Raw genomic sequence first — 16,944 nt, 5'->3', positions numbered from 1 at the left:
GAGGCCCGCCGGTCGCCCGGCGCCGACGGCTGACACGACCCGGTTACCGGGTGCGCGGCGCCGACCCGGCGGGCTAGGATCGTGGCAACCGACCGATGCCGAAGGAGGAGCCATGACCCACGCGCTCTCCGCATCGTTCGTCGTACGCGTAGCCGACTCGGGCCGCGCGTAGCATCCTTCGATCACCGCGCCCCGGCGCGCGGTGGTCGTATCCGGCCTCTCTCTCGCGTACGGGCGCCTGTTCCCCCGAGGTGAGGTCATGAGCCTTCCGGACAAGCCGACCATCGACGGTCTGCCGAGCAAGTGGGCGCAGCGCTGGGAAGACGAGCGCGTGTACCGCTTCGACCGCGACGCGCCGCGCGAGCGCGTGTTCAGCATCGACACCCCGCCCCCGACCGCCAGCGGTGAGCTGCACGTGGGGCACGTGTTCTCCTACACCCAGACCGACGTCATCGCCCGCTTCCAGCGCATGCGCGGCAGGGCCGTGTTCTACCCGATGGGGTGGGACGACAACGGGCTGCCCACCGAGCGCCGGGTGCAGCAGTTCTACGGCGTGCGCTGCGACCCGGCGCTGCCGTACGACCCCGGCTTCACCCCGCCGGAGAAGCCCGGCAAGACCCAGCTGCCGGTGTCGCGGCGCAACTTCATCGAGCTGTGCGAGCGGCTGACCGCCCACGACGAGGAGGCGTTCGAGCAGGTGTGGCGCCTGGTGGGGCTGTCGGTGGACTGGTCGCTGCTCTACACCACCATCGGCGCGCGGGCCCGCGCGGTGTCGCAGCGGGCGTTCCTGCGCGCGCTGGCCCGCGGCGACGCCTACCCGGCGCAGGCCCCGACGCTGTGGGACACCACGTTCCGCACCGCCGTGGCGCAGGCCGAGCTGGAGGACCGGGACCGCCCGGGGGCGTACCACCGGCTGGCCTTCCACCCCGACGCGGCCGCACCCGTGGTCGTGGCGACCACCCGCCCGGAGCTGCTGCCCGCCTGCGTGGCCCTGGTGGCGCACCCGGACGACGAGCGGTACCGGCCGCTGTTCGGCACCACCGTGCGCACCCCGCTGTTCGGCACGCGGGTGCCGGTGCTGGCGCACCGGCTCGCCGACCCGGCCAAGGGCACCGGCATCGCCATGGTGTGCACCTTCGGCGACACCACCGACGTGATCTGGTGGCGCGAGCTGGACCTGCCCACCCGGCCCGTGCTCGGCTTCGACGGCCGCTTCCTGCCCGACGCCCCCGACGGCATGTCCGACACCGGGCGGGAGTACTACGCGCAACTCGCCGGGGCCACCGTGCACAGCGGGCGGGAGCGGGTGACGACGCTGCTGCGCGAGCACGGCGACCTGCTCGGCGAGCCCGAGCCGATCACCCACCCGGTGAAGTTCTACGAACGCGGCGACAGGCCGCTGGAGATCGTGTCGACCCGGCAGTGGTACCTCCGCAACGGCGGGCGCGACGCCGACCTGCGCGAGCGCATGCTGGCCCGCGGCCGCGAGCTGGCCTGGCACCCGGCGCACATGCGCACCCGGTACGAGCACTGGGTGCACGGCCTGGCCGGGGACTGGCTGATCAGCCGCCAGCGCTTCTTCGGCGTGCCGATCCCGGTGTGGTACCCGCTGGACGCCCACGGGCAGCCCGACCACGCGAACCCCATCATCCCGGCCGAGCACACGCTGCCGGTCGACCCCAGCTCCGACGCCCCGCCCGGGTACGCCGAGGACCAGCGCGGCCGCCCCGGCGGCTTCACCGCCGACCCCGACGTGATGGACACCTGGGCCACCTCGTCGCTGACCCCGCAGATCGCGGGCGGCTGGGGCTCCGACGACGGCCTGTTCGCCAAGGTGTTCCCGATGGACCTGCGCCCGCAGTCGCACGAGATCATCCGGACCTGGCTGTTCGCCACGGCGCTGCGCGGGCACACCGAGCACGACGCGCTGCCCTGGCGCAACGCCGCCATCGCGGGCTGGATCCTCGACCCGGACCGCAAGAAGATGTCGAAGTCGGTGGGCAACGTGGTGACCCCGCTCGGGCTGCTGCAGGAGCACGGCTCCGACGCGGTGCGCTACTGGGCCGCGTCCGCCCGGCCGGGCGCCGACACCGCCTTCGACACCGGCCAGATGCGGGTGGGGCGCCGGCTCGCCACGAAGATCCTCAACGCGGCCCGGTTCGTGCTCGGCCTCGGCGCGCCCGGAACCGACGCCGCGGTGACCGAGCCGCTGGACCGCGCCCTGCTGGCCGCGCTGCGCCCGGTGATCGCCGAGACCACCGCCGCGCTGGAGCAGTACGACCAGGGCCGTGCCCTGGCCGCCGCCGAGCGCTTCTGCTGGCTGTTCTGCGACGACTACCTGGAGCTGGTGAAGCTGCGCGCGTACGGCCAGCACGGCGACGCCGCCGCGGACTCGGCCCGGCTGGCGCTGCGTACCGCGCTGTCGGTGCTGCTGCGCCTGCTCGCCCCGGTGCTGCCGTTCGTGACCGAGGAGGCGTGGTCGTGGTGGCAGCCCGGCTCGATCCACCGCGCCGCCTGGCCGTGCCCGTCCGACCTGGACGCCTGGGCCGGCGACCCGGCCCTGCTGGCGGCGGCGACCGAGGCGATCGAGTCCGTGCGGCGGGCCAAGTCCGCCGCGAAGGTCTCCATGCGCACTCCCCTGCCCCTGCTCACCGCCCCCGACGGCCCCGCCTTCACGCTGATCGAACGCGACATCCGCGACGCCGGCGTGATCGAGTCCGTCACCCGCCACCCCCACCCCACCTACCTCGCCCAGTGGTGAGGTAAGGCAGGGGCGGGCCGGGACGATCGCTGGTTCGGGTCAGAAAACGCAGTCTGACCTCACCTTCTGACCCGAACTCGCGATCTTCGCCGCCTCCGCCGAGACCTCGGCGCAGGGGTCAGGTCGGCGTCAGTACGGGTACGCCCTGGTCTCGGTGGCCTTCACGGCGGCCCAGACCTCGGCGCCGGGGAGCAGGCCCAGGGCGGCGGCGGCGGCGGGGGTGATCTCCGCGGCGGCGTGGATCGGGCCGCCGAGCTCGACCCGCAGGTGGTCGCCGTGCGGCAGCACCCCGACCACCGTCGCCTGCCACGTGTTGCGCGGGCTGCCCGCGGGGCGCTGCGGGTGCAGTGCGACGGCCGAGGGCGCGAACGCCAGGAACGCGTCGCCGTGCACCTCGTCGTCGGCGACCATGGTGAACCCGCCGGCCAGCGTGACGTCGTGCCCGTCGGCCCGGCCGCGGTAGAGGTTCAGCCCGACCAGGCGGGCGACGTACTCGGTGCGCGGGCGGGCGGTGATCGTGGCGGCGTCGCCCTCCTGCACGATCCGGCCGTCCTCGACGATGACCAGCCGGTCGGCCAGCACCAGCGCGTCCAGCGGATCGTGGGTGATCAGCAGCGTCGCGCCCTCGTGTGCGCGCAGGTCGTGGTGCAGCCGGGCGCGCGTCTCCATCCGGGTGCGGGCGTCCAGCGCGGCCAGCGGCTCGTCGAGCAGCAGCAGATCCGGGTGTACGGCCAGCGCCCGCGCCAGGGCCACCCGCTGGGCCTGGCCTCCGGACAGCTGCCGCGGCCGCTGCTTGGCGTACCCGGCCAGCCCGAAGCGCTCCAGCCAGCGGTGCGCCTCGGCGCGGGCCGCGCGCCGCCCGGCACCGCGCGACTGCGGGCCGAACGCGACGTTGTCCAGCGCGGACAGGTGCGGGAAGAGCAGGTGGTCCTGGAACACCACGCCGATGCGTCGGCGCTCGGGCGGCACGAACACGTCGGCGACGGGATCGTCGAGCAGCACCTCGCCCAGCCGCAGCCGCCCGCCGTGCAGCGGCAGCAGCCCGGCCAGGGCGCGCAGCGCCGTGGTCTTGCCCGCCCCGTTCGGCCCGAGCAGCGCCACCACCTCGCCCGGCCCCGCCGACAGCGCCACGTCCAGCCGGAACCCGGGCCGCTCGACCACCAACCGCGCGGCCAGCAGCGCCCGCTGCCCAGGCCACCCCCCGCCCAGTGCGGGGTCAGTCACGTTCGACGACCACGTTGGTGGACTTGATGACGGCGACCGCGACGCTGCCGACGTCGAGGCCGAGCTCGTCGACCGCCTCGCGGCTCATCAGGGACACCACCCGGAAGGGGCCCGCCTGGATGTCGACCTGTGCCATCACCGTGTCCTTGACGATGGCGGTGACGATGCCGCGCAGCCGGTTGCGGGCCGAGGACCGGTCGGCGCGCCCGTCGGGGTCGTCGGCCTGGGCGCGGGCGTACGCCGCCAGGTCTGCCCCCGCCACCACGCGATGGTCGTGCTCGTCGCGGTGCGCCCGCAGCCGCCCCGAGTCGACGAGCCGGCGCACCGTGTCCGCGCTGACGCCGAGCAGCTCGGCGGCCTCCCCGATGCGGAATGCGGTCATGGCCCGAATCTACCCCTCGCATCTGCGATGCAACCGTGCTGCCGGTCGCGGGTGCGGGATACGCCGAGCGCCGGCCCCACCGTGTGCACGGCAGGACCGGCGCTTCGGAGTACGCGGCGGCCGCGGCCACCCGGACGCCGCCCGCACCCCCCCGGCGCGCTCCCCCCAATGAAGCGCACCGGATCGGGCGGCGTCGCGGACCGGTGGTCGCGGCCGCGCGGAGCCCGCTCAGGTCAGGCCTGGCGAACCGCCTCGCCCTCGATCTCGATCTTCAGCGTCTTGCCGAGCATCACGCCGCCGGTCTCCAACGTCTGGTTCCAGGTGACGTTGTACTCCTCGCGGTCGATCTCGGTCGTGGCGCTGAAGCCGATGACCTCCTGGCCGTACGGGCTCTTCTGCACGCCACCGAACTCGAGCTCCAGCTCGACCTGCTTGGTGACGTCCTTGATGGTCAGTTCGCCGACGAGGATGAAGTGCTCGCCGGACTTGGCGCGCAGCCCGGTGCTGCGGAAGCTGAGCTCCGGGTACTTCTCGATCTCGAGGAAGTCGCCGGTGCGCAGGTGGTTGTCGCGGTCGGCCACACCGGTGTCGATGCTGGCCGCCTGGATGGTGGCGGTCACCGAGGAGTCCAGCGGCTCCTCCGCGATGACGATCTCACCGGCCACGTCCTTGAACGCGCCGCGCACCTTGCTCACCACGAGGTGCCGGATGACGAACCCGACCCGCGTGTGCGCGGGGTCGAGGGCGAAGGTGCCGGCGGTCGGGATGGTGAGACCGTGCCAGGTACGGGTGTTCGTGGTCATGACGATGTCCTCCAGGGTTGGCGTTACAGGTTTACGTGATGGTTCAACTATACGCATCGCAACGATATTTCCTCCACCTCCAGAACTTTTCCGGCGTGTCGGGCGTCACAGCGACCGTTCTGGGAAGATTGCCAGAAATATCCGTAACTCGCGGAGCACCAGGGCGCCATGCACCACGTGAACCACTTCTACGGCCACGCCGCGATCCTCGGCGCGTGGTGCGGGCTGACCGACCCGCAGCCGCGCGTGGAGGGGTACCTGCAGCACGGGTGGAACATCGGGGACGGCTGGGAGCTGCACGCCCGCATCGAGGGCCGTGACCCGCTGCTGGTCTGGTCCGACCAGACCCGGCGCCGCGCGTGGTCGCTCGGCCGGCGCAACGTCTTCGTGCTCGGCGCACCGTGGGCGTACCTGCTGCGCATGGCGCCGCCGGAGCCCGCCGAACGCCACGGCACCATCTGGTACCCGTTCCACGGCTGGGAGAAGCAGGAGGTGCTCGGCGACCACCACCGGCTGGCCGACACCATCCGCGCCGTCGAGACCGGGCCGGTCACCATCTGCCTGCACTGGAACGAGTACACCGCGCCGCGCGTGCGCCGCGTCTACGAGCGCGCCGGGTACGAGGTGATCTGCCACGGCCGGCGTGGCTGGGGCCGGCGCGACGGCGACCCCGACTTCCTGCACCGCCAGCTCGCGGCGCTGCGGCGGCACCAGCGGGTGGCCGCCAACCGCCTGTCCACCGCGGTCCTCTACGGCATCAGCGCGGGCTGCGAACCCGCCGTGTACGGCGACCCGATGACACTGGCCGACGAGGACCAGACCATGGGCGGCGCCGAGCGGGTCCGCCGCCAGTGGGCCGAGCTGCACGGCGAGCAGGTCCACCTCGCCACCGCCCGTCAGGTGGCCCACGACGAGCTGGGCCTCGACCACCTCGCCTCCCCCGACGAGCTGCGCGCGCTGCTCGGCTGGCCCGGCGCCGGGGAGGCCGGATGAGCACCGTGGAGCGGGGACGCCGCGCGGCGGCGGTGACGCGCACCCCGGTGGAGATGCCGCACTGGTCCGATCTCACCGGCGCTCCCGGGCCGTTCCGCGGCCGCGCGGCCGCCGCGCTGCTCGCCCTGGCCGTGCCGGCCGACGCCCGGGTGCTGGTCGCCGGGCCGCACGACCCGGCGCTGGTGGCCGCGCTGCCCGTGCCGCCGGAGCGGGTCACCTGGCTGCTGCGCTCGCGGCACGACGCCCTCGCCGCCGCTGCCGCGACCGGAGTCGAGGTCGTCTGCGGCGGCCCCGAAGCGCCTGCCGGGCGGGCGTACGACGTGATCGTGGCGCTCGACGGGCTGGACCGAGTCGTGTCGGCGGAGGGCCGCCAGCTCGGTTGGGCGCAGGCTCTTGAAACCGTGGCGGGGCTGCTCGCGCCCGGCGGCACACTGCTGCTCGGGCTCGCCAACCCGCTCGGCGTGCACGAGCTGACCGCGCTGACGCCGACCCCGCACGAGGGCGCCGACCGGCACTGGCACGCCCCCGCGGTCACCGACCCCGACCGTCCCGGCAGCCCCGACCGGCTGGACACGGTGCTGGCCCGCGACGGCCTGTCCGTCCGCCGACGCTGGCTCGGCTACCCCGACCCGGTCGCCCCCGCGCTCCTTCTCGACCCGCAGGCCGGGGCGGTGCAGGCAGCCGACGGCGAGCCGAGCGGGGCGGTGAGTGCGGCGCTGGCGGACGCCTGGGCGGGCGAACCCGGCGCGCCGACGCTCGGCGACCCGCACGCCCTGGCGGCCGACGCGCTCGCCAACGGCCTCGGTGCGGCCTTCGCCCCGCTCTGGCTGGTGCTGGCCGTCCGCGAACCGGCCGATCTGCCCGAGCTGCCTGAGCTGGTGGCGGCCGAGCCCGCCGGGCCGGCCGCGGTGACCTGGACGCTGCGCGGCGGCGCGCGCGAGGTGGTCCCGCCGGCACCCGCGGACGTCGCCGCGTTCGGGGTCGGCCGCGACCTGTCGCTGCTGGCCGGGCCGGTGCCGGCCGGGCCGGGGTTCGCGCGGGTGCTGCGCGACGCGTGCCGTCGGCGGGACACTCCGCGCGTGCGGCGCCTGCTCATCGCGTACGCCGACTGGCTGCGCGGGCACGCCGACGAGCGCGGTCTGGTCGGCGGGGCGTACGCGTGCACGGGCCTGGACGGCCTGGTGCTGACCGGGGACGGCCCGGCCGTGCTCGACCGGTCGTGGTTTGCGGGCGAGCGGCCGTACCCGGTGGTGCTGGCGCGGACGCTGCGGCGGTTCGCGGTGGATCTGCTGACCCGCGGCGCGGTGCATCCGTGGCCCGACACGCTCGACGCCGACGCGCTGACGCTGGTCCTGACGGGCGCGGCCGGGCAGCGGCCGGACCCGGACGCGGTGGCGCAGGCGGTCGCGTTCGAGGCGGACCTCCGCGCCGCCCGCGCGGGCCTGGACCGGACCGGGCGGGACGAGCTGGCGCGGCGGCTGGCGGCGGTCGACGCGGGCACGCCGCCGGACGTCGCGGCGTACCAGGAGCTGCTGCTGGCACACCGGCGGCTGCGCACGGAGCTGGAACACGCGCGCGGGGTGACCGCCCGCACGGACCAGCAGCGGCGCGCGGCGGAGGACGCGCTGCGCGGTGCCCGGCGGACCGCCGCGCAGCTGCGGGGCTCGGCGAGCTTCCGGCTCGGCCGGGCGCTGCTGGCTCCCGCCCGCTGGGCGCGCGCGGCGGTGCGCCGCCTACGTCGGAACTAGTCCGTATATGCCCTGCTCAGGTGCGATGTATCCCACAAAACCTGGCAGTTCGGCGATCTCCGGGCAGGCTTGAGCATCCCCGCCTCCTCCCCCGAAGGTGCCGCGATGCCGCAGCTCAACCGGATGACCCGTCTCACGCTGCTTGCCGTGGTGGCGGGCGCGGTCGTCGCGGCCGGTGCCATGCCCGCCGCGGCGCTGGCCAACTGGGCGGTGGAGAAGACGGCGCCCGCGTACGACTCGCTGCCGCAGGTGCTGCAGCACCCGACCACGGCGCAGGCCAGCTACCTCTACGCCAACGACGGCAAGACGGTCGTCACCACCTTCTACGACGAGAACCGGCGGGACGTGACGCTGGCCGAGGTCGCCCCGGTCGCGGCGCAGGCCGTGGTCGCCGCCGAGGACTCGCGCTTCTACTCCCACCACGGGGTCGACCTCAAGGGCGTGCTGCGGGCGGTCGTCGCCAACGGGACCAGCGGCGGCGTCTCCCAGGGCGCCTCGACGCTGACCATGCAGTACGTGCGCAACGTGCTCAAGAGCGACCCGTCGCTGACGCCGCAGGAGCGCGCGTCCGCCACCGAGCAGACGCCCACCCGCAAGATCCGCGAGGCCCGGTACGCGCTGGCGGTGGAGAAGGAGCTGACCAAGGAGCAGATCCTCGAGCGCTACCTGAACATCGCCTACTTCGGCGCCGGGGCGTACGGCATCTACGCCGCCGCGCACACGTACTTCTCCAAGGATCCGGCGAAGCTGACCCTGGATGAGGCGTCGCTGCTGGCCGGGCTGCTGCAGTCGCCGGAGGCGGACAACCCGCTGACCGGCGACGAGAAGCAGGCGCTGGGCCGGCGCGAGTACGTGCTCAACGCGATGACCGGCACCGGCGCGATCACCGCGGCGCAGGCCGACGCGGCGCGCGCGGTCACTCCGAAGTTCAAGCGCGGCGCGAGCCCCAACGACTGCACCGCGTCCCGCAAGGGCTGGGGCTTCTTCTGCGATTACTTCCGCGGCTGGTGGCGCGACCAGACGGCGTTCGGCGACACCCCGGAGCAGCGGGAGCAGGCGCTGCGCCAGGGCGGCTACCGCATCGTCACCACACTGGACCCCAGGATCCAGGACGAGGCCCAGGCGCAGGTCACCAAGGTCTACGGGTACGCCGACAAGCGCGCCCTGCCGATGGCCGTGGTGCAGCCGGGCACCGGCAAGGTGCTGGCGCTGGCGATCAACCGGCACTACAGCGCCGCGCCCGGCGCGGGCAACACCATGAACCAGCTCGTCGCCGGGGGTGGCAGCGTCTACGGCTACCAGGCCGGCTCGACGTTCAAGATGTTCACCATGCTGGCCGCGCTGGAGGCGGGCCAGACGCTGGACACCACGTTCGACTCGCCGTCGCGGCTGAAGACGCGCTGGCCCGAGCCGAAGGACAGCCCGGTCAGCTGCGACGGGTACTGGTGCCCGAAGAACGACAACGCCTCCTGGATGGACGGCGAGCGGGACATGTGGACCGGGTTCGGCCGGTCCGTGAACACGTACTTCGTCTGGCTGGAGCAGCAGGTCGGCGCGGACAAGACGATCGAGATGGCGCAGCGGCTGGGCGTGAAGTTCCGGCACCCGGCCGATGCTGAGCACGCCGCGACCGACGCGTCCGGCTGGGGCTCGTTCGTGCTGGGCGTGTCGCTGACCACCCCGCTCGACCTGGCGAACGCGTACGCCACGCTGGCCGCCGACGGCGTCTACTGCACCCCGCAGCCGGTCGACTCGGTGATCGACTCCTCCGGCCGGGCGCTGGACGTGGTCCACCCGGCCTGCGCCCCGGCGATCGACCCGGAGGTCGCCCGCGCGGCCACCGACGCGGCCCGCTGCCCCGTCGGCCAGGACGGCGCCTTCGGCCGCTGCGACGGCGGCACCGCGACCGCCGTGTCCGGGCTGCTCGGCGACCGCCCGGTCGCGGGCAAGACGGGCAGCTCGCAGGACAACATGACCGAGACGTTCGCGGCGTTCACCCCGCAGCTGGCCGCCGCCGCGATCGCGGCGAACCCGGACAGCCACGCCGACGCGGTGGGGGCGGCGGTGCTGCCGAAGGTGTCCCGCGCGGTGGCGCAGACCCTGGCCACCGGCTCGGCGGGCCTGGAGGTCAAGGACTTCCCGGCGCCGTCACGGGAGCGCGCGTTCGCCCCGCGCCCGCAGGTGACCGAGGAGCCGGAGCGCGACGAGGACCGCGACAACGGTGACGACCGCGGCAACGGCGACAACGGCGACCGGCCCGGCCGCGACGGCGACCAGTCCGGCAACGACGCCGACAACGGCAACGGCTCGAACGGCGACAGCGGCAACGGCGACTCCGGCAGCGACAACGGCAACGGTGACTCCGGCAGCGGCACCCCCGGCAACGACAACGGCAACGGCAACGGCGTCGACGGCGGCTCCGGCGGGCGGGACGAGCGCGGCGGACTCCGCCTGCCGTTCGGCCTAGGCGGCTGACCAGCAGCGGTCGCGCTCGGATCGGCCGGCCCAGGGTGGCGCGCCGGGTCCGGCGGCGGCCCGCTCATCCGAGCAGTGCGGAAGGGCACCTTCCACCACGCCCAGCGTGGAGAAGGTGCCCTTCCTCAGTGGTGCCGGGTCAGGAGAGCGGCGGGTACGCGTTGGCCATGAGCTGCTGGAACTGGGCGGAGAACCACTGACCGGAGATCGGGGCGTTGGGCAGCGACCCGGTCATGTTGTTGCCGTTGAGCTGGTTGCCCGTGTAGGTCGGGTCGCACATCCGGTCGAAGCCCTTGCCCTCGTCGTTCGGGATCAGCGAGCTCGAACCGTCCGACTCGCCCGGGGGCTTGATCCAGACGTAGGCGTCGATGCCGGGCTGCGGCGCGGCGGTCGGCCGCTCGCCGAGGCCCGCACCGGCCTGGTTGCACCAGTTGCCCGCGTGGATGCGCCGGTCGATCCGGGACTGGTTCACGTACGTGTCCACGTTGGTCGACGTGCTGGCCGCGGTCGGGCGGGTGGTCTGGATCGGCTGGCACGGGGCCTGCACGCAGTTGCCCCAGCCGTTGCGCGAGGTGTCGATCAGCATGCCGATGTTGGAGTTGAAGCCCTCCTGCACCAGGCGGCTGCGGAACGCCTGCGCGAACGAGAGCTCGTCAGCGTAGTAGTTCCAGTCGATCCACTTGGACTGGCGGATCGGCGAGCCGCCCACCGTGCCGCTGATGTTGATGAACGGCTCGGTCAGCGCCGAGTAGTTGGAGGTGTTGGTGATGAAGCCGTGCACGTTGTTGACCGTGCTGCCCTCGGCGACCGCCGCCTCCTTCAGCTTGACCGCGGTCGGGCCGAAGTTGGTGTCCCAGCCGAGCCAGGCGTGGTGGGCCGAGTCGATGTAGTTGTAGACGTTCGGGATCGCGCCGAGCTTGGTCAGCGCGTACCCGACGCCCTTGACGTAGCCGCCGTTGGAGTTCATCGTCGCGCACTTGGCGATGTTGAGGTTCGTCACCAGGTTCGGCAGCGAGTCGATCTCGATGATCGCGACGATCCGCAGGTTGGCGTACTTCGAGTCGGACATGATGGCCGCGATCGGGTCGATGTACTCCGACTTGTAGCGCGGCAGCTCGTCCACGCCCAGCTCGCCGTTGGAGGCAAGCGCCGAGCAGTCGCGGCCCGGCAGGTTGTAGATCACGAACTGGATCGTCAGCCGCGCCGAGCCGTTGGCGGCGTCCTGCACGACCGCCTCGTCCAGGTGCGCCCGCAGGCCCATGGTGCTGCTGTTGCCCGCGATGGCGGCGATGCGGTCGAGCCAGATACCGGTGGAGGTGTTGGCGATCCGGCTGCCGCCGGTCTCGGCCAGGGCCCTGGAGCGCCAGTTCGGGTTCACGTAGCCGGTGGCGCCGACGTACGGGTTGTCCGCCCGGCCGCTCTGCGTGATGTCGTTGTCGATCTCGGTGACCGCCAGCGAGGCGCCGGTGTAGCCCGAGGCCGACGCCGCGACGGTCGCGGTGCCGTTGGTCTGGTCGGTGTCCTCGGCGGCGGCGATGGCGACGCTCACGCCGGCGACGGCGTTGGACGGCGTCAGCGTGACCGACGCGGGGGCGGTGATGCTGGTGTCGCCGGAGCGCGCCAGCGCCACGGTCACGTTGGACGTCGGCGCCGCGCTGAGCTTCACCGTCACCGAGGAGCTGCTGCCCTCGGCCACGCTCACCGAGGCCGGGCTGATGATGATCGAGCGGGGCTGCGGGCTCGCGCTGGTGCTCGGGCTCGGCTGGGTGCTCGGGCTCGGGCTGGTGCTCGGGCTCGGGGTCACGCCGCCGGTGGTGCAGGTGGTGTTGTTGAGCGTGAACGACGTCGGCTTGGTGTTGCTGCCCGTCCAGCGGCCGTTGATGCCGATGCTGGTCGACGCGCCGGTGCCCAGCGAGCCGTTGTAGGACAGGCTGGCGGCGGTGACGTTGGCGCCGGACTGGGACCAGTTGGCCGACCAGCCGGGCAGGGTGAGCGTCTGGCCGTTGGCGTACGAGTAGCGCAGCGTCCAGCTGGTCAGCGCGTCACCGGTGTTCTTGACGGTGATGTTCGCCGTGAAGCCGCCGGTGCCGGCGCCCTCGGTCCACTCGTTGGCGGTGTAGGTGATGTCGCAGCCGGGCGCGGCGTGGGCCATCGCGGCCGGGAGCGTCACGAGCCCCGCTACCACGAGGGCGCTCGCGCCGGCGAGCGCAACTGCCTTGCGCCTTCCGGACAGGGTGATCGGGAGTTTCATTGCCTTCTCCTTGGGCCATGGCCGGATCCCGGGGCCGGGGTCCGGTATGGACGCCCCGAAAGCAGCCGGGAGGAGGGCTGCGCCGAAGGCGTCACACGGTGCTGCGGATTGCCCGGCCCGGCGGGCGGAACATGCAAGGTGAATGCACGCGACCGGAACCGGTCCGTGCCGTCGCCGTCCCGGTGGTGCAAACCGGGTGCCCTCGGCGAGGATGTCGCGCGTGCTCCCAACGCGAACTGCGGTCATGGTCGCACACGAAACATGCGCGACACAACACTGGATGTCTATGCGTTGATCACCCGCTGTGCAGCTTCAGCCCTTGAGCACCGCGCTGATGAGCCGGACCACGTCACCGTGCAGCGCGGCGAAGCGGCCCTGCACGTCCGGGCCGGCCGAGTCCGCGTACGGGTCGATGGCGTGCAGCAGCAGCTCGTTGATGCCGCCGACGATCGCCAGCGCCTGCGGCTGCGACAGCGGCTGCAGGTCGGGATCGGTCAGCCGGCCGCCCTCGACGAGGTCGACCAGCGTCCCGGCGAAGCGCTGCAGGGTGCGCTGGCGCAGCTGGAACGCGCGGTGCCCGGCCGCCTGCACCTCGACGAGCATGGTCCGGGTGAACGCGGGCATGGTCTCCAGCGCGCCGAGGTACGCCGCCGCGCCGTCGCTGATGCGCTGCGGCCACGGCTGGTCCCCGGAGGCGGCCGCCCTGATGATCAGCATGAGCCGGTCGCAGACGTGCTCGTAGAGGGCCATCAGGCACTCCTCCTTGGCACCGAAGTGCTCGTAGAAGGTGCGCTTGGACACCCGGGCCAGCGCCACGATGTCGGCGATGGTGGTCGACGAGTAGCCCTTCTCGGCCACGCATTCGGCGAGCGCCGTGGTCAGGTCACGCCGGACCGACTCGAACGTTCTCGTGGGGGCGGCCACGGCTCCTCCGCTGCTCGGACGCGTACGGTCGAATGGGTGCCGACTGTACCGGCGGTTCGTGGCGATTCCCGCCCTTCCCCGGCGTGTTACCGAGTGGTAATTTCTCGGGCAGACGGATGGTACTGGCCGGTACCACAAGGAGGTAGCCCGTGAACAGCGACGACGGGCCCCGCCACACCCGGATCGCGATCATCGGCGCGGGCTTCGGCGGCATCGGCGCGGCGATCCGGCTGCGCGGCGCGGGTTTCCACGACCTGCTGGTGTTCGACCGCGGCGACGAGGTCGGCGGGACCTGGCGCGACAACTCGTACCCCGGCTGCGCCTGCGACGTGCCGTCGCACCTGTACTCGTTCTCGTTCGCCCGCAACCCCGGCTGGAGCCGCAGCTTCTCCCCGCAGCCGGAGATCTGGGACTACCTGCGCCGCTGCGCCGACGAGCACGGCGTGCGCCCGCACCTGCGGCTGGGCCACGAGGTGCACGGCGCGGCGTGGGACCCCGACGCCCAGGTGTGGCGGCTGGACACCTCGCACGGGCCGTACTCGGCAGAGGTGCTCATCGCGGCGGGCGGGCCGCTCACCGAGCCGTCCCTCCCCGACCTGCCCGGCCTGGCGGACTTCCGCGGCGAGACGTTCCACTCCGCGCGCTGGCGCCACGACCTCGACCTCACCGGGCGGCGCGTCGCGGTGATCGGCACCGGCGCGTCGGCCGTCCAGTTCGTGCCGCGGATCGCGCCGCAGGCCGGGCACCTGACGCTGTTCCAGCGCACCCCGGCCTGGGTGCTGCCGCGCCGCGATCGGCGCATCACCGCCCTCGAACGGCGGCTGTTCCGCTCCGCCCCGCTCACCCACCGGCTGGTCCGGGCCGGGGTGTACTGGGGACGCGAGCTGCAGGCCGTCGCGTTCCTGCGCCCGGCGCTGATGCGGCTCGGCCAGGCCATGGCCCGCCGCCACCTGCGCCGCTCGGTGGCCGACCCGGCGCTGCGCGAGCGGCTCACCCCGCGCTACACCATGGGCTGCAAGCGGGTGCTGCTGTCGAACGACTTCTACCCCACGCTGGCACGCGACGACGTGGACCTGGTCACCGAGCCGATCACCCGGGTCACCGCCGGCGCCGTGGTCACCGCGGACGGGCGCGCCCACCCGGTCGACACCATCGTGTTCGGCACCGGCTTCCACGTCACCGACCTGCCGATGGCGCGGACGATCCGGGGCGCCGACGGGCGCACCCTGGCCGAGCACTGGGACGGCAGCATGTACGCCTACCGCGGCACCGCGGTCGCCGGGTTCCCGAACCTGTTCCTGCTGCTCGGCCCGAACACCGGGCTCGGCCACAACTCGGTCGTCTTCATGATCGAGTGCCAGCTCGACTACCTGCTCGGCGCGCTGCGGCACCTGGCCGCGAGCGGCGCCGCCGCCATCGAGCCCGACCCGGACGCGCAGCGGGCGTACAACGTAGAGCTGGACCGGAACATGGCCGGCACGGTGTGGACCACCGGCGGCTGCCGCAGCTGGTACCTCGACGCCCACGGGCGCAACTCCACCCTGTGGCCCGGCTTCACCTGGTCGTACTGGCTGCGCACCCGCCGCTTCGACCCGGGCGCCTACCGCACCGTGCCGGCCCGCGCCGCGACCGCCGGAGTGCCGCGATGAACGCCCCGCTGGCCGGGCAGGTCGTGCTGGTCACCGGGGCGGCGCGCGGCATCGGCGAGCACACCGCCCGGCTGGCCGCGGCCCGAGGCGCCCGGCTCGCCCTGGTCGGGCTGGAGCCGGCCCGGCTGCGGCTGCTGGCCGACGAGCTCGACGCCGTGCACGGCGAGCAGGCCGCGTGCTGGTTCGAGGCCGACGTCACCGACTCCGGCGCGCTGGAGCGGGCCGTCGCCGGGACGCTGCGGGCGTTCGGGCGGATCGACGCGGTCGTCGCCAACGCGGGCGTGGCGAGCCTCGGCACGGTCGCCACCGGCGACATCGAGGCGCTGGCCCGCACGGTCGAGGTGAACCTGATCGGCGTGATGCGCACCGTCGCCGCGACCACCGCCCCGGTCATCGCGGCGCGCGGCTACTACCTGCTGGTCTCCTCCACCGCCGCGTTCACCGCGCTGCCGGGCATGTCGGCGTACTGCGCCGCCAAGGCCGGAGTCGAGCACTTCGGCACCGCGCTGCGGCTGGAGCTGGCCCACCACGGGGTCGCCGTCGGCACCGCGCATCCCGGCTGGATCGACACGGACCTGGTCCGCGACGCCCGGGGCGACCTGCCGTCCTTCGACGGCGCGTTCGGCAGCCTGCCGTGGCCCGTCGGCTCGGTCACCTCCGTCGAGCGGTGCGCCGAGGCGTTCGTACGCGGCGTGCAGCGGCGCCGCCGCCGCGTCTACGTGCCCCGCGCCATCGCCGCGGTGCAGGCCCTGCGCACAGTGGTCAACTCGCGGGCCGCCGGCGCGCTGGTCGGCCGGCGCTCGCGCGTGCTGGTGCCACGCATGGAGCGGGAGGTCGCCGCGCTGGGCCGGTCGTTCGGCCTACACAGTGCCGAGTCCACCGGGGGCGAGCCGTGACGATCGAGGTGGCGTACGAGCGGCGCGGGGCGGGCGAGCCGCTGCTGCTCATCCACGGCATCGGCCACCACTGGCGCGCCTGGGAACCGGTCCTGGACACCCTCGCCGCGGCACACGACGTGATCGCGATCGACCTGCCCGGCTTCGGCCGCTCGCCGGTGCCGCCCGGCGGCATGCCCGACATGGCCGAATCCGTCGCGCAGCTCGCGGGCTGGCTCGCCGCGCAGGGCATCCACCGGCCGCATGTGGCCGGCAACAGCCTCGGCGGCGCCATCGCGCTGGAGCTGGCCGCGGCCGGGCACGTCGCCTCGGCCACGGCGATCTCCCCCGCCGGTTTCTGGACCCGCCGGCACCGGCGCTACGCCGTCGCCGTGCTCACCGCGCTGCGCTGGGGCACGCTGCTGCCGGGTCCGCTGGTGCGCGCCAACATGCGCCCGCCGGCCACCCGGGCGCTGGCGTTCGCCATGCTGATGAACCATCCGGGGCGCCTGGACGCCGCGCGGGCGCTGGACGACGCGCTGGCCCTGCGGAGCGCCCCCGGTTTCCGCCCGGTCGCGCGGTCCGCGGCCAGGGGCTACGAGTACCGCGGCACCCCGACGGTGCCGGTCACCGTGGCCTGGGGCGACCGGGACCGCATCCTGCTGCCGCGCCAGGCGGTGACCGCCCGCGAGCGCCTCCCGCAGGCGCACCACGTCACCCTGCCCGGCTGCGGCCACGTCCCGATGAGCGACGACCCCGACCTCCTCGCCCAGGTCATCCTTGCCACCACGTCCCGCCGCTGACCCCCGCCCGCCCGGCCGCGCCCCGTGCTCGGGGCGCCTTGATCATCAAACTTGCC

General features: G+C 73.8%; 12 protein-coding genes. 7 read left to right on the top strand and 5 right to left on the bottom strand.

The annotated features are described in order from the left end of the window. The first annotated feature begins 259 nt into the window (after positions 1-259). Entirely contained in the window at positions 260-2,761 is a 2,502-nt protein-coding gene (gene valS, locus AB0J67_RS02100) for a valine--tRNA ligase (protein ID WP_363475285.1), read from the top strand. Between the two features lie 129 nt (positions 2,762-2,890). On the opposite strand, the gene AB0J67_RS02095 is transcribed toward valS, so the two are convergent. From AB0J67_RS02095 to AB0J67_RS02085, 3 genes are all read right to left on the bottom strand, one after another. Beyond that, complete coding sequence (locus AB0J67_RS02095; RefSeq protein WP_363475284.1) at positions 2,891-3,985, bottom strand: ABC transporter ATP-binding protein; 1,095 nt, start codon at positions 3,983-3,985, stop codon at positions 2,891-2,893. After that, complete coding sequence (locus AB0J67_RS02090) at positions 3,978-4,367, bottom strand: TOBE domain-containing protein (RefSeq protein WP_363475282.1); 390 nt, start codon at positions 4,365-4,367, stop codon at positions 3,978-3,980. Before AB0J67_RS02090 ends, AB0J67_RS02095 begins: the two co-directional genes overlap by 8 nt. Before the next feature lie 233 nt (positions 4,368-4,600). Continuing rightward, a complete protein-coding gene (locus AB0J67_RS02085; RefSeq protein ID WP_363475280.1) occupies positions 4,601-5,170 on the bottom strand; it encodes a YceI family protein in 570 nt (189 codons plus the stop codon). A gap of 168 nt (positions 5,171-5,338) precedes the next feature. Here AB0J67_RS02085 and AB0J67_RS02080 point away from each other — a divergent pair, with 168 nt between their 5' ends. The 3 genes from AB0J67_RS02080 to AB0J67_RS02070 all read left to right on the top strand — a co-directional run bounded on the left by AB0J67_RS02080 (position 5,339) and on the right by AB0J67_RS02070 (position 10,386). Beyond that, a complete protein-coding gene (locus AB0J67_RS02080) occupies positions 5,339-6,163 on the top strand; it encodes a hypothetical protein (protein ID WP_363475278.1) in 825 nt (274 codons plus the stop codon). After that, a complete protein-coding gene (locus AB0J67_RS02075) occupies positions 6,160-7,911 on the top strand; it encodes a class I SAM-dependent methyltransferase (RefSeq protein WP_363475276.1) in 1,752 nt (583 codons plus the stop codon). Before AB0J67_RS02080 ends, AB0J67_RS02075 begins: the two co-directional genes overlap by 4 nt. A 105-nt stretch (positions 7,912-8,016) precedes the next feature. Next, on the top strand, positions 8,017-10,386 hold the full coding sequence (locus AB0J67_RS02070; RefSeq protein WP_363475274.1) for a transglycosylase domain-containing protein: 2,370 nt from the start codon (positions 8,017-8,019) through the stop codon (positions 10,384-10,386). Between the two features lie 139 nt (positions 10,387-10,525). On the opposite strand, the gene AB0J67_RS02065 is transcribed toward AB0J67_RS02070, so the two are convergent. Continuing rightward, a complete protein-coding gene (locus AB0J67_RS02065; protein ID WP_363475272.1) occupies positions 10,526-12,637 on the bottom strand; it encodes a glycoside hydrolase family 6 protein in 2,112 nt (703 codons plus the stop codon). A gap of 312 nt (positions 12,638-12,949) precedes the next feature. Further along, on the bottom strand, positions 12,950-13,561 hold the full coding sequence (locus tag AB0J67_RS02060; protein WP_363475270.1) for a TetR/AcrR family transcriptional regulator: 612 nt from the start codon (positions 13,559-13,561) through the stop codon (positions 12,950-12,952). Positions 13,562-13,710: 149 nt separating this feature from the next. On the opposite strand from AB0J67_RS02060, the gene AB0J67_RS02055 reads away from it, so the two are divergent. The 3 genes from AB0J67_RS02055 to AB0J67_RS02045 are packed head-to-tail and all read left to right on the top strand — an operon-like array spanning position 13,711 to position 16,888. Then, a complete protein-coding gene (locus tag AB0J67_RS02055; RefSeq protein ID WP_363475269.1) occupies positions 13,711-15,210 on the top strand; it encodes an NAD(P)/FAD-dependent oxidoreductase in 1,500 nt (499 codons plus the stop codon). After that, a complete protein-coding gene (locus AB0J67_RS02050) occupies positions 15,207-16,106 on the top strand; it encodes a short-chain dehydrogenase/reductase (RefSeq protein ID WP_363475267.1) in 900 nt (299 codons plus the stop codon). The genes AB0J67_RS02055 and AB0J67_RS02050 overlap by 4 nt, the downstream gene beginning before the upstream one ends. Next, positions 16,103-16,888 (top strand): alpha/beta fold hydrolase, encoded by a 786-nt coding sequence (locus AB0J67_RS02045; protein ID WP_363475266.1) that lies wholly within the window; start codon positions 16,103-16,105, stop codon positions 16,886-16,888. The genes AB0J67_RS02050 and AB0J67_RS02045 overlap by 4 nt, the downstream gene beginning before the upstream one ends. Positions 16,889-16,944 lie beyond the last annotated feature (56 nt).

This window comes from Catellatospora sp. NPDC049609 (assembly GCF_040675365.1).
GTDB lineage: Bacteria > Actinomycetota > Actinomycetes > Mycobacteriales > Micromonosporaceae > Catellatospora.
Note: the sequence above shows the minus strand (reverse complement) of the source record. Positions and strands in the feature narration are given on the sequence as shown.